This window comes from Pseudoalteromonas sp. SR45-6, assembly GCF_014163545.1.
Lineage (GTDB): Bacteria > Pseudomonadota > Gammaproteobacteria > Enterobacterales > Alteromonadaceae > Pseudoalteromonas > Pseudoalteromonas rhizosphaerae.
Genome location: NZ_JACJDM010000074.1, coordinates 1 through 14,439 on the forward strand (window position 1 = coordinate 1; position 14,439 = coordinate 14,439).

At 35.5% G+C, this 14,439-nt stretch carries 9 protein-coding genes and 3 tRNA genes; 3 read left to right on the top strand and 9 right to left on the bottom strand.

What is annotated here, in order from left to right:
* The 3 genes from H5158_RS20560 to brxL form a co-directional block, all read left to right on the top strand.
* On the top strand, positions 1-2,587 hold a 2,587-nt coding region (locus H5158_RS20560), incomplete at its 5' end, for an Eco57I restriction-modification methylase domain-containing protein (protein ID WP_182740780.1).
* 12 nt (positions 2,588-2,599) lie between these two features.
* Positions 2,600-4,852, top strand: coding sequence for a PglZ domain-containing protein (locus tag H5158_RS20565; RefSeq protein ID WP_182740781.1), 2,253 nt, complete (start codon positions 2,600-2,602; stop codon positions 4,850-4,852).
* 17 nt (positions 4,853-4,869) lie between these two features.
* Positions 4,870-6,921, top strand: a complete 2,052-nt coding sequence (gene brxL, locus H5158_RS20570; protein ID WP_182740782.1) for a protease Lon-related BREX system protein BrxL — start codon at positions 4,870-4,872, stop codon at positions 6,919-6,921.
* 361 nt (positions 6,922-7,282) lie between these two features.
* On the opposite strand, the gene H5158_RS23780 is transcribed toward brxL, so the two are convergent.
* From H5158_RS23780 to H5158_RS20615, 9 genes are all read right to left on the bottom strand, one after another.
* On the bottom strand, positions 7,283-7,537 hold the full coding sequence (locus H5158_RS23780; RefSeq protein WP_182740789.1) for a YkgJ family cysteine cluster protein: 255 nt from the start codon (positions 7,535-7,537) through the stop codon (positions 7,283-7,285).
* Positions 7,537-8,970, bottom strand: coding sequence for a hypothetical protein (locus H5158_RS20580; RefSeq protein ID WP_182740783.1), 1,434 nt, complete (start codon positions 8,968-8,970; stop codon positions 7,537-7,539). The genes H5158_RS23780 and H5158_RS20580 overlap by 1 nt, the downstream gene beginning before the upstream one ends.
* A gap of 71 nt (positions 8,971-9,041) precedes the next feature.
* Positions 9,042-10,538: a hypothetical protein gene (locus tag H5158_RS20585; protein WP_182740784.1), complete on the bottom strand. Its 1,497-nt coding sequence runs from the start codon at positions 10,536-10,538 to the stop codon at positions 9,042-9,044.
* A gap of 2 nt (positions 10,539-10,540) precedes the next feature.
* A complete protein-coding gene (locus H5158_RS20590; protein ID WP_182740785.1) occupies positions 10,541-10,933 on the bottom strand; it encodes a TerB family tellurite resistance protein in 393 nt (130 codons plus the stop codon).
* Between the two features lie 331 nt (positions 10,934-11,264).
* A complete protein-coding gene (locus tag H5158_RS20595; protein WP_182740786.1) occupies positions 11,265-12,509 on the bottom strand; it encodes an integrase domain-containing protein in 1,245 nt (414 codons plus the stop codon).
* A 184-nt stretch (positions 12,510-12,693) separates the two neighbouring features.
* Positions 12,694-12,783 (bottom strand) — tRNA-Ser (locus H5158_RS20600).
* A gap of 148 nt (positions 12,784-12,931) precedes the next feature.
* Positions 12,932-13,972, bottom strand: coding sequence for a quinolinate synthase NadA (gene nadA, locus H5158_RS20605; RefSeq protein WP_149982565.1), 1,041 nt, complete (start codon positions 13,970-13,972; stop codon positions 12,932-12,934).
* A gap of 207 nt (positions 13,973-14,179) precedes the next feature.
* Positions 14,180-14,255: transfer RNA gene (locus H5158_RS20610), tRNA-Lys, on the bottom strand.
* A gap of 71 nt (positions 14,256-14,326) precedes the next feature.
* Positions 14,327-14,402 (bottom strand) — tRNA-Lys (locus H5158_RS20615).
* Positions 14,403-14,439 lie beyond the last annotated feature (37 nt).

The following is a 14,439-nucleotide window of genomic DNA, read 5'->3' on the forward strand; positions in this document are numbered from 1 at the left end:
CTATGAAGAAGCGCGTCATATATTTGAAGCTGGTGGCAATTTAGATAATACCCAAAAAGAACTGATTGAAGATATTTGGAATGATCTTCGTTATGCCTATAAATTTGGTTCACTCATTCGTTTAGATGAAAAACTAAAAGCGAAATTAAAAGAATTAGAAGCTAAACAAGGTGACAAAGTTCTCGACTTGTTTGCTGATGCAGATATCCGTGAACAAAAAGATTTCACTGAAAAGTTTTTTAATAACTTAAAAGCGGCAGTTGAGCAGTTTGCCAGTAAAGATGCAGATACCTTTATAGCCAGTAAAACGCGTGATGCAATTACTTTTCTAGAATTACTCACTACAGAGTATGACGTTGCTTGTGCAAACCCTCCTTATACGGATAGTGCTGATTTTGGTGTAGAACTTAAAGTATTTTTAGATTTGAATTATAAAAAGCCACACAAATTTAATACTAATCTTTATGTGACTTTCATAAAGAGGAGTTATGACTTTGTTGGGGATAATGGTCTGATTGCGATGGTGCATCCTCCAACATTTATGTACATTAAAAAATTTGAAGATGTTAGGAAGTTCATGATTGATAAAACTCATATCAACTTATTTGTGGAGTGGGGTTATCTAGGAATGTTTAATCCTTCAGCTAGAGTTGATAGTGCTTTATATGTCCTTGAAAAGAATAGTAATAGTGATAGGAACTCTATATTTATAAAATTAAATCATTTATATGAGACAAAACGATATGATGCTCTTTGTGGGGCATATGAAAACCTTATTAAAGGGCAATCTCATGATTTAGTCTACATTGCACCTCAAACTAAATTAAAAATTATAAAATCTTATCCATTTATCTATTGGATATCTGATGAATTTAGAGATAAATTTGGTAAAAAGACGATAAATAATATTTCTAATGTGGTAAATGGAGTAAAGACAGGTAATAACGAAAGGCTTCTAAGGTTTTGGTGGGAGATTTCTGAAAGTAAAAACCTAGTTTTTAATGAAACCAATGAACATTGGATGAAATATGCTAAAGGTGGTCCTTTTAAAAAATGGTATGGGAATGTTTGGTTGTGCTTAAATTATATTAATAATGGCGGTGAAATTAAAAAAAGTAAAAATTATTGCTTACTGTCAGAGGAAAACTCATTTAGATCTGGTATTACATATTCTGATGCAACTTCCAAAGGTGTAGCATTTAGAGTGCTTGAAAATGATTGCATGTTTGATATGTCAGGTCCTGCTGTATTATTAAATACCCCTGAAGAACTAAACTATACAATTGGAATAATGAATACTAGTTTAGTTTATTATGTTGCGGATTGTTTAAACTCAACTGTTCATACTCAAATAGGGGATATTAAAAGAATCCCCTTTATTGAATCGAAAAAATCTAAAAAGATAATTTCAAGGATAGCTGCAACAAATATTGAAATTATGAAGTATTTGGCAAAATATAGCCTTGTTGAAAATAACTTTTCTAAATCTCCTTTAATAAATGGAAGTAACTTTAAAGAGTCTCTTTGTGATTTCTTAAATATGGAGAATTTCTTACATACTCAAATATTCATCTCGGAAGCAATTCTTAATGAGAAAGCTTTTGATATATTCTCGTTAACTGATGCTGATATAGCAATGGTTAAAGCAAAAGAAGGTGAAAGTATTGGTATATTACCTGTGTGTGAAATAGCAAAAAAAGCCTATTTGGAAGAATATTGTGAAAATAAACAATTTCCATTGATTGATGCTTTTGAATTTATAGAAACACTAGATATTAGAACATTTTCTGATGAGGAAAGAGCTAAAATTGAAGGTGGCTTTCCAACTTTATACCAAAGCAATAACGACTTGGAAGATTTCTGTATTAAAAATAAAATCAACCCAATTAATATTTGGTATTGGTTTAAAACTAGTAAAATTACGCCTAAACAAAGAATGAATAAAATAGCATTAGAGTTTTTAGTCGATTTGATTAGAGAGTTATTATTTGAGGATGAAGACGGTATTATTCCATTAGTAGCTAACTCAGGAGAAAAAATACTTTTAGATAGAGTTGAAGAAAAATTCAGGGAAAAAGGTTTTTCTTTAGCACAATATTCGAGTTTTGATAGTGTTATTGGTCAACCATTAAATACCTATTTATACAATCAATTATTTGCAAGCTTAACCGAGCATCTAAATCTTTTTATGTACTTACCCAAAACCCCTTTCATTTGGCATTTATCGAGTGGAAAAGAAGGTGGCTTTGATTGTTATATATCTATTTATAAATGGAGTCGTGATAATTTACTGCGGATTCGTTCTGTTTACATTGAACATAGAGAACGTGCTCTAATAAATCGTCAAAGTGATTTAGCCAATAATGAGTCAGTTGATGCTCAAAATGAAAAAGATAAAATTTTTAAACAGTTAAAAGAAATTGAAACATTCAAAATCAAGATTGATGAGTTACTCGAAGATGGCTATAACCCAATTCTTGATGATGGTGTTGGTAAAAATATTGCACCACTACAGAAAAAGAAGATGCTTGCTTATGATGTTCTAAGTGCAGGGCAACTAAAAAAATACTTAAATGCAGATTGGTAGACGGAACTCATTATGATTGATTTATGGTTAAAAGAAGATCTCGAAAAGATTTTTAGTAAAAACGTTGTCGCTGTATTTATTGATGAGCATACGGATGCTGAGTTTATATTAGATATATTAAATAAAACCTTTAATGTTCATCAGGCAAATTCAGAAATTGAAGAGCTGCATGTTAAATATTTAATTGAAAAAGAGCAACCATCAGCCACCAAACATGTAATTTATACAAACTTAGCTAAAGGTGATTTAAAGTACATTCGTGAGTATTGCGAAGTAAATGGCTGTTTAGATATTCGTCACTTAGAAAATTATATAAAAGCTAAAGTGCATAAAGCATTAAACTTAAATATCAATTTACCAAAAGATGAATTGATTACTGCCGCTAAAGTAAGTATTGGCAAAGACTTAACGTATTGGATGGACTTATGCCATAAAGGCTCATCAGAAATATTTGATTTAAAAATAGAACTATTACCTTTCATTCATGATCCCGTTCTTTTCAATAAAAAATATGATGACCAGCTACTAACAACCTTTTACCAAAAAGTGAATGAACTACTTGGACAAGAATACATAGTTAAACCCCCACAAACATTAGCTGATGAAATTGTAGCTAAAATGTTTGATGGATTATCCTGTAATGATTGCGATCCCGTTTTAGAGTCTGTTTATGTTCAATGGCTAAACTCTAAAGAACATGACGGCTCATTTGATAAATACCTCACCAACTACTTAAGCAAAAATAGCAACGCTAGTATTTTAAATAGCAATCAAGATATTTGGAACATCAATGTAAACCATCCTTTCAAATTGATTGATGAACAGTGGTTAAAAGCTATTGGCAAAGATATTAACAATAAGGCGGTATTGCCTAATTACTTGGCTAAAATTAGCCAACGTGATCAGTCTAAACAGGCACAATCATTAAACACAACCTTTTGGGCTGATATTAAAGTATTGCTAGAGTTTGATGATAAAAATATTGGTTATTTAAGTAATAGAGAACAGTGTATTGAGTTTTATACCAAGCATTTCCATAAGCTTGATACCGCTATCAGAAATTTATATACCGAGTTTTTAAATAACCCTGAAATACTTGCACCTTATCAAGATTATTATAAGCACTTAGTCGATGTGTTTTTTGATAAGTGGTTTAAATATATTGAAGGCTACCAAGAGAATCAGACAGGTATATTGCAACGTATTATTGATGAGAACAGCCAAAAAACGGCAATCATTGTCGGTGATGGTGTTGCTTATGAACTTGCTTGTGAAGTGTCTAAAAAGGTAAGTGATAACTTTAAATTTACCAATGAAATTATTATGGCTGATTTACCTTCATTAACGGTAAACAACATGAGCCGAATCTACATGGCTAATGGCATGGTAGATAAAGTACAAAGTAAGCGTGAAAAATACCTTACTAAGCAAAACCCAAGCACTGAAATTGATTATGTTAGGTTAGACGAAGTTAACTCTGAAGCTCGTTCTGGTCAGTATCTTATTTGTACCTATAAAGATATTGATGATATGGGTGATAAGCTTAACAACAAAGCCTTAAAGTACTTCCCTGAAAGTGTTGATTATTTTGCTCAACAAATAGCTGTATTGCTAAATAGTGGTTATCAAAAAGTATTTTTAATTACAGATCATGGTTTTGTTTTAACTGGCATGTTAACTGATGCAGACAAAATAACACCTACATTAAATGGTCAAAGCTATGTTGCTGAACGTTATATACGTACAGTAGATAAGCAGCATTCAGCTACCTCATATGTTGAAATTGAAAAGCAATATGAAGAGTTTAATTACCATTATTTCTCAAGAACAATGAATCCATTTAAAACACCAAGCGTTTATGGTTTTGCTCATGGTGGAGCTGCACCCCAAGAATTAATAACACCTTATTTTTGTTGGGAGAGAACAGCAGAAACTGGTGGTTCACTTAACGCTAAGTTTACAAACAAAGCGGATCTTAAAAATGTATCTGGCGAGTTATATTTATTAAAAATTCAAGCCGATAAATCAGAAGATAATATTTTTGAAATGGAACGAAAAGTTTATTTAGTTAAGTTTTTTGGAAAGGAACAAATTGGTAAGAGTGATGTTTTCACCCTTAAGCAAGGGGAAACAATCAACAAAGAATATACGTTTGATGGTAATAATGAAATTGAAATTCAGTTGCTTGATGCGTTAACCAAAGAACAATTAGACAAGGCTATTGTAAAGAAAAACAATGACCGCGATTTAGGTGGCTTGTTTTAGCCCATAAGGATAAGTAAATGCCAGTATTAAATGAATTAGATGAAAAGTTATTAGAGCATTTCCGCGGCTTAGTAGTTAAAAAAGATCTTGTTGGTTCTATAAAGGTAGGGGCAAATGTCCCCGTATTTGTTTTGGAATATTTGATAGCCAATTCATGTTCAACTGATGATGATGGACAAATAAAAAAAGGAATGGATAATGTTAAAAAAATCCTTTCTGAACATTACGTAAATCCTGAAGAAAGCACATTAATTCACTCTAAAATTAGAGAATTAGGTCGTTATAAAATTATCGATAAAATATCTGTTGAACTAGATTCTAAAAAGGATATTTATTGGGCTAAATTACAAAATAGTAATATTAAAAACGGCAACATTAGCGATAAATTAGTAAAAGATCATGAAAAGATATTGATGGGTGGCATTTGGGCAATCATTGATGTTGAATATGATCCAGACATTAAGATTGGCTCCAATATCTACCCATTTGTAATAACAAACATAAAGCCTATTCAATTATCGACATTTGATAACAGTAAAATAGTTAATAAGCGTAGTGAGTTTAATAAAGAAGAATGGCTAAACCTTTTACTGAGAAGTTGTGGTTATGAACCTACGGCTGAAGGTGTAACTGACAGGGTTAAAATGTTATTGCTTTCGCGCTTATTACCTATGGTTGAATCTAACTTTAACTTTATTGAACTTGGTCCTCGTTCAACAGGTAAGTCATTTGTTTATAAAGAATTAACACCTTATGCGGTACTTATTTCTGGTGGGCAAGGCACTATTGCGAAGCTATTCGTTCACGGTTCAACGGGTAAAGTGGGATCAGTAGGTCAGTGGGATGCTATTTGCTTCGATGAAGCAACGGATAAGATATTTAAAGACCGTGATGCTATTCCGTTGATGAAAGATTACATGGAATCAGGATCATTCTCTCGTGCTGGTGCTGGTGGAGAAATAACAGGAAGTGCTTCTATAATACTTAACGGTAACATTAACCAACCAGTAGAAACGGTATTACAAACATCTCATTTGTTTAGCCCATTATCTGATGAAGTAAATAATGACACTGCATTTCTTGATCGTATTCATTTTTATTTACCAGGGTGGGAAATGATTAAGTTTGCACCTAAGCATTTTACTGCCAACTTTGGTTTTAGTACTGATTATTTCTCAGAAGTATTAAAATCATTCAGACGAATTACTTATACCGATGCTATTGAGGAGTTTTTCTCACTTGGTGCTCATTTAAAAACCCGTGATACTAAACCTGTGAAAAAGACAGTTTCTGGCTTTATTAAACTAATGCATCCTGACGGTAAATACACCAAAGATGATGTTCGAGAGTACTTAGTAATTGCTTTAGAAATGCGTAGACGTGTAAAAGAACAATTAAAACGCATTGGTGGCATGGAATTTTGGGACACTAATTTTTCATATATTGATAAAGAAACCCAAGAAGAACACTTTGTTGGTTTACCTGAAGAAAAAGGATCTCATTTAATTGAGAATACCCCACTGCCTCCTGGCGTTTGTTATACCAGTACTAGCGATGGTGATAATGTTGCCTTAGTAAGGGTTGAAGCTATTGCTGTAGGTGGTTCAGGCAAGCTAAATATAACTGGTGTAAGTAATACAGCAGTTAAAGAAAATATTAAGAACACTTACCAATACATTAAAGGTAATGAAAAAACGATTTTAAGTGAACAACACTCGCTGAAAAACTTTGATATTACGATACAGGTAACAAATCTCTTAGGAGCTTCTATATCGTCTGGTATTGGCTCTGCGGTTTATATCTCTATAGTTTCAGCATTATATAAAAGGAACCTTAAAGCGGGTCTTGCAGTGCTTGGAAACATATCTGTTGGTGGTGCTATTGAACGCGCAATTAACTTTGAAGATAAAGTAACCATGCTTTCAGAAAATGGCGCAAAAGTTGTTATTGTTCCAATGGATAATTTAACTGAACTAGCCAATATACCAGCAACAATATTGGGTGATACTGATGTTCCATTTTATCAAAATAACCAACTGCTAATGCAAAAAGCTATTTTGTTAGATTAGTATCAAGCTATACTAAGAAAGAGATTTATTAAACATAGTAAATTTCTTTCTTAATAAGTGGCTGATTTTATTATATTACTACGGGGTTACTTAAAGCTTATATAACCGCCTCTATGCAGCCTAGCGGTCTTTTTAACTTATATGCTATGCACTTGATGCCATACTCGCCTGATTAACCTCCGTTGCCATGCGCCCATTCGTTATAAGTGCGGCGTACAGCTCGCCTATTCTACCGGTTAAGTGCCTCAACTCAGTTGGAGGTACATCCCAGCTTAACTCCCTTTATAGCCAGGTCATAGCCTCTCCAAGAGATTGAATAATTTGCATTTGTGTTAAAGCCATTTAATTTCCCTATTTTTTTTTACTTTTCAGGTAGCTTTTCACACACTTCTAAGTTTATTGCTATAAATTCGTCCCAACTGAATCTTTCTTTATAGTATTTGTTGAACTGCAATTCTATTCGGCAAATTTCAGGCCTATTGTCGTATATTTTACAATATTTGGTATTATCATCAAAATGCTCACAAGTACCATCACCTCTATCCAGGTAACTAGTAATAGGTGATAAATTTACGTTTGAGCAGCATTTACCGCATTTAGTACATGGGAAATCCATCAAAAATCAAAACTCTGATCTGATTGCATTAATTGATCAAATTCGGCAAAGTTTTGAAATGGTAACTCACAGTCAAATCTTTCATTTAAAGAATTTAAAGCATCTATATACTGATCTGGTTCTGTGTTACTGACCGCCAAATCCATAGCTAAAAAAGTCGAGTCAAATATATGTTTTCTTTCTGCAAAGTGTTCATCAAGTAAGCTTTGAAGCTCAGCTCTATTTTTTTGAATTTGCGGAATGGCTTCTAAACAAATAGCGCGTATTTGGTCTCTGCGATCTTTAGATACCTTAACTACTGCACTATCACCTAAAGCAACTAAACCAGATTGATGGATCATATTTCCGATAAAATAACCAACCCCCGCCCCTACTAAGGCGCCAACTACAGGAATTGGAATCGCTAACTGGCCTAACGCACCATAATAAAAAGATGAAGTACCCGTTATAGCTGTATGACTTATATTATCGGTTAACTCTTCTAGTTCTATATCACCTTTTAAATAAGATACTATGTGCTTACTTGTATTAACTACTCCAACAGCGATTGCAACAGGCGCAGATGATCTCGTGATACTTTTAGCTAATTGCTCGCCTAGGAAATGAGAGGAAGAATGCGTGATACCTTTACTGATCGCCGTAACGGTATAACCGGTTGCAAAACCCTTTGCACTATTAATTATTGTATTTATAGAGGCTTCTGCAATATCTTTCTCACCTTTTATTACTGAGTAACCTTCTGTTAATAAAGATATCCCTCCGGTTAAACCTGCCCCTACCGCTCCTGCCTTCATACCTGATTTGTGCATATCAGTAAGAGCTGATTTGAATTTATAGTTGTTAGCAATTTTATCTGCTTGCTCTTTATTTGTTGCATCTAGTGCTTCTTGGTAGGTTGTTCCGTCTGAAGCAATATTGTCATGCTGTAATGACTTTTTTAGATTCCGGAGTGTCTGTTCATACTCTTCTGCTTTGAGCGTACCTTTTTCTATTCTTTGTTTTAATAACTCTTCTATTTTGCTGTGTTGATCACTTGGGGCCAAGCGTAGCATTTCATCGTATTTTTCTTGAGATAATGCAAATGCACTTCTCGCAGCGCTGTTACAAGACTTTGCCTGTATCTCTCGAATCGTTTTTTTACCGTTAGAAATTATAATGTCAACTGGATCTGTAGGTAAACCCATACTAGCAGTGGTTTTAGCATATAAGTCGCTATCTTTTTTTAAGGCATCAAAGTTAAATTTTAATGTCTCTAACTGCTCAAACATATGACCTTGAGACTTATCAGCAGCTACATTTTTCCATTTAGATGCAAACTGAGATAGCTGATTTGCATCATCAAATATCCGATATGTTCGCTCTGTTATTTCTTGCGTTAAATGTTGAGAGTAAATCCCACCCAAAATAGACGCTGAAGAGTTTGTATTGTCCATAAGCAGCTTATTAATTGATAATGTATTTAAAAAGATTTGGGGGAGGTTTATACCCCCCCTCTCATAGTAGCTTACTTGAATTGCTCTAAATATTTTTTAATTGCGTTCACAATCAATTTTATCGCTGGAGTAATTTCAGTATGTGTATAGCCATAATAGTCACCATTTATGGCCAACTCTCTGTCATCTTCATCAACCCTTATTGATTTAATTTTCTTAATCTCAATGCTAAATCGATCATTGTAAGAAGGCTTGCCATAAATATGCGTGTCAGTTATGAAAAAACCATCTTTGGCACTACCAAAAAGAGTTGTATCAATAAGCACTAATAAACCATAAGGCTCACTCTTATAATCACTATCAACTTCATAGTCTTCATGAGCATACGATTTTACAGCTGCTGCGGTTTTATCTCTAAGCTTTTTACCGTGTGATAAAGCATATACCCACTTTTGATCATCAATATGACTACTTACCTCACGGATATAGTGCTCTAAATCCTTTTTAGGCTCAGGCTCTTTCTTTAAATCAACGTGTTCAATGTTTGATTCTAAACTTGCTAGATCTGGATGCTGTCCTTCAATAAGAGCCGTTCCAAAGCTTGCAATATTGTTTGACTGACTTGTTAAGCTGCCATCTTCGTTAATTATTACAACTTCAAGTAAGTTCTTTATACTTTTTGCTGTTGCAGCTACCTTAAAAACTAGTTTTTTATCATTGTCTGCGTAACTTGAATAATCAATATTTCGCTCTACTAGGGCACAAAACTCTTTTAGCATAGGCGTAAAGAAGTTATTTAATCGTAGGAGTACATCATTAACTTCTTCAAAACGACGATGAATACCTTCAGTTACTACTTCAGCTGTTTTCATCTGTTCAGCCGCTAGTAGCGCTTTATCACGGTTTGAATAAGCATCAATTTTTGCGCTTTCAGCTTTAGAAGCGAGCATCATACCGCCAACAGCTAATACCGGACCAGCAACTAAGCCACCCAGTACAACAGCACCACCTGCCATACCGTAGCCACCTGCAGCTAATGAACCACCACCTAACCAAGCTAAAGTAGCATTAGTAGCTGCTACACCGGTTAACGACCCTATTGCAGTACCTGTTGATGCAGTGCCTAAGAAACCAACCCCACCATATGCAGCCAAACCAGCTAATCCACCAGTACCAAGAGCTGTAACACCTCCTGACAAAACATCATGAGTTGATAATACTGAACTGCTTAAACTTTCTAAATCAGCTTTATCCACACCCGGTAATGACTCTAGACCTTTTATATCACTGTCATTAAAGTTAATATTTTTAATTTGACTAAAGCTTTTAACGAAACTTAATAGCGAATTCTCATATATATCGAATTTTGTCCTTCCTAAAGCCAACATTGAACTATTTGCTTGTTCACGCTTTGAGTTTAAAGAACTTTCTGCATCATCAAATATATTTCTAGCTCTCTTATTAATGCTATCAGCTTCATCATAGTCAGACTTAGCATCTAGCCCTTTTTTAACTCCATAACCACCAAGAGCAACTGCAGCCCCAACGAAAAGTAAAGGTAATGGCATAATTATTCCTCCATGAGCATAACTGAGTCGTTCACCAAATCGAGTTGACGTCTAACCCAATTTTCCAATTCATTTAAATTAGCTTCATTTATGTTTAGTACTGAAGCTATTTCATTGATAAAAACCTTTTCTTCTTGACCGTAATCACCATCAGCGTGAGCTAGTCCAATAAGCTCAAGTAACATCGAGACTTTGGCTTTTTTACTGTCAAAGACATCTTTGATTTCACTTAAATTGAAAATTTCTAATTCAGATACACCTTCGGTACACTGAGATTTAATAAAGCTAATCAATTCTTCTTCGCTTTGATCTATAACACCATCAGAGATCATTAAATCATTTGCTAACTTAAGAAGTATTTCTTGCTGAGCTTTGTTGAGGTTTTGTATAAACATCGTATTATTCCTTTATAAATTATGATGTTTTCAGGCATGAATAAGCCCATCATTAAAATTAATTAATAATTATGAATAAGGGCAAAACACTGAATATGTTGATTTGTGAGCTAATACACTTTTAAAACGAGCAGGTTGCTCTGCAGTTATTACATTTTTAGGGGGTATAAATAAAGTGTTCATCTATGAACGTCCTTGTAAAATCCTTTTTCTAAACTCAGTCTATGTCGCGATAAAAATTATGTCTAGCAATAAATTACAAACCGTGTGCCAACTAACATCAGTTAAATTTCGAGAAACAACTGTTGTTTAGCTAAATGAGTTATGTCTATTAACCTACCTTCGATAGATGCTTTGTAAACGATACAGATAAAGACCCTAGAGATGCTTTGTCTATATGGTCGCTCCACCAATTCATTAGCTCTCTGCGTTTTTCTATGTATTCAGCTCTATTATAAGCAGAGCGAACTTGGTTTTTATCTACATGCGCAAGTGCAGCTTCTATTATATCTGGATTAAATTCATGCTCATTTAATATGGTGCTACCAAGCGAGCGCAAGCCATGGCTTACTAGACGGCCTTCAAACCCCATGCGTTTTAGAGCCATATTAGCTGTTTCATTGTTGATATGATTTCTGGGGTTTCTGTCTGACGGAAAAACAAAATCTCTGTGTCCTGAAATTGGTTTTATTGCTTCTAATAACTCTATAGCTTGATTTGATAAAGGAATGGCATGCTCTCTGCGCTTTTTCATACGTTCAGCTGGGATAATCCAAAGTTTATTCTCAAAATCAACTTCATCCCAACGCGTACCGGCTGCTTCACCAGGGCGAGTGAGGGTATGTAACTGCCATTCAATCAAAAAGCGAGTTACTCGTTTAATTGACGCCGTTGCAAGCGTTTGCATCAATTCAGGCAGCTCTTCTGGTTTTAACGAAGGCATGTTTTGCTTTTGTGGCTTTTTAAATGTTTCTTTTATTCCAGCAAGCGGGTTAGCTTGAATATAGCCACTATTAACTGCGTATGTCATAACCTGATTTAAACGTTGGCTCAATCGTTTAACAGTTTCTAAAGTCCCTTTTGCTTCAATAGGCCTTAATATTTTGATTACTTGTGGTGCTGTGATTTTACCTATGGGGTATTTACCTATTATGGGCAAAATATGATTATTTAACGAACGCCAAATATCTTCACCATGGGCTTTGGTAAAATCTGGCTTTTTCACTTCAAACCACTCTAAAGCTACTTTATTGAGTGTTAACTCTTCCTCTGCTCGTTTGTGAGCAAGGGTTGCATCTCGGCATTCTTTAGGATCAGTGCCTAAAGCAACTAGTTCTCGAGCTTCCTGCGCGAGCTTCCTAGCATTAACAATAGAAATATCAGGGTACTTACCAAGCCCCATGTTAATACGCTTACTTTTAATAATTGGATGATAATAATTAAAGTTCCACGTTTTAGCGCCTGTACTGCGCACCCTTAATTGCAGCCCATTACCATCAGAAAGAACATAGTCTTTTTCTTTTGGTTTGGACTTTTTAATTTCAGTATCAGTAAGTTGCTTTACACTTCTTGCCATTAGGTCACACTTTAACTATTTATAGTATACCTGAGTATGGCACATTTTAGCTGGGATACCAGAAGGTATACTAAAACTCTGCGCTTGGATGGGATGCCATAGGACCCGAAAAGACGCTAACATATTGATTTAACTTTACTGAAGGCACAAAAAAGACGTCATGAGACGTCTTAATATTAAATAATGGCGGTGAGGGAGGGATTCGAACCCTCGTTAGGGATTAACCTAAACACACTTTCCAGGCGTGCGCCTTCAGCCACTCAGCCACCTCACCGCAGGCGTTAATGTATAACGCGGCGTAATAGTATGAAATAGCGCGCGGCGGTGCAAGGTGTTTTTCCCTTTTGCCTGTTAACTGCCTAGTAAACAAACAAAAAAGGCCGCTGATAGCAATACCAGCGGCCTTATCTTTATAGCCTAGTTTAGCGTTGGAGTGACGCTGAGAAGTCGAGCATCCGATTAAGCGACTTGAGTGCGCCTTCACGAAGGTCCATATCTACAAACACTTCTTTGCCAGTTGCATCTAATAACGCTTCCTCAATCGCTTTGAGGCCGTTCATTGCCATCCACGGGCAGTGCGCACAACTCTTACAGGTTGCGCCTTCGCCAGCCGTTGGGGCGGCAACAAATTCTTTATCTGGGCATAACTGCTGCATTTTATAAAAAATGCCGCGATCTGTAGCTACAATAAACTTTTGATTGTTCATCGTTTGTGCCGCTTTGATCAATTGACTGGTTGAACCTACTGCATCAGCTAACGCTACAATCTCTGCTGGTGATTCTGGATGAACCAAAACGCCAGCATCAGGGTACAGCGCTTTCATGTCTTTTAACGCTTTGGTTTTAAATTCGTCATGCACGATACATGCGCCATTCCACATGATCATATCAGCGCCAGTATTCTTTTGAATATAGGCACCTAAATGTTTATCTGGGCCCCAAATGATTTTTTCACCCATTTCATCTAGGTGCTCAACAATCTCAAGGGCACACGATGAGGTAACAATCCAATCAGCGCGAGCTTTAACGGCAGTTGATGTATTTGCGTATACAACTACTTTACGATCAGGGTGCTGATCACAAAACGCAGAGAACTCATCAATTGGGCAACCAATATCAAGCGAACAGGTTGCTTCTAGTGTTGGCATAACCACGGTTTTATTCGGTGTCAGTATTTTTGCTGTTTCACCCATAAAACGTACACCGGCAACGATAATCATGTCGGCATCGTGCTTAGCACCAAAGCGAGCCATTTCTAGCGAATCAGCAACACAACCACCGGTTTCTTCTGCAAGCGCTTGAATTTCAGGATCAGTATAATAATGGGCAACCAATACGGCATTTTTATCAATCAATAATTGTTTGATACGTGCTTTGTATTGCGCCTGCTCATCATTATTCAATGGAGCTGGTTTAGGAGGAAAGATATAACCTTCAGGCATAATAGTTTGAGCTAAATTCATTTCTCGACCACTTAATCTACAGTGCAATTATGGGGCGGATTATACGAGAATATAAAACTAAATAACAGTAATGGTGAGCAAAGCAATTTGATTAACGCAATTATATTTAGCTTGACGATGATTATGTAAGTGTTTTTTGCTTTTTATATGAAGCGATATGAATTTACTAACTGGGAGTCAGATAAACTGAAATTGAATAAACCAGAATGGTGGGTCATGATGGACTTGAACCATCGACCAATGGATTAAAAGTCCACTGCTCTACCAACTGAGCTAATGACCCGCTCTGATGTGCCTAAGCACGCTGCGTAAATCCGCCGATTATAACCACTCTACTATTCTACGAATAAAGAATGGTGGGTCATGATGGACTTGAACCATCGACCAATGGATTAAAAGTCCACTGCTCTACCAACTGAGCTAATGACCCGCTCTGATGTGCCTAAGCACGCTGCGTAGATCCGCCG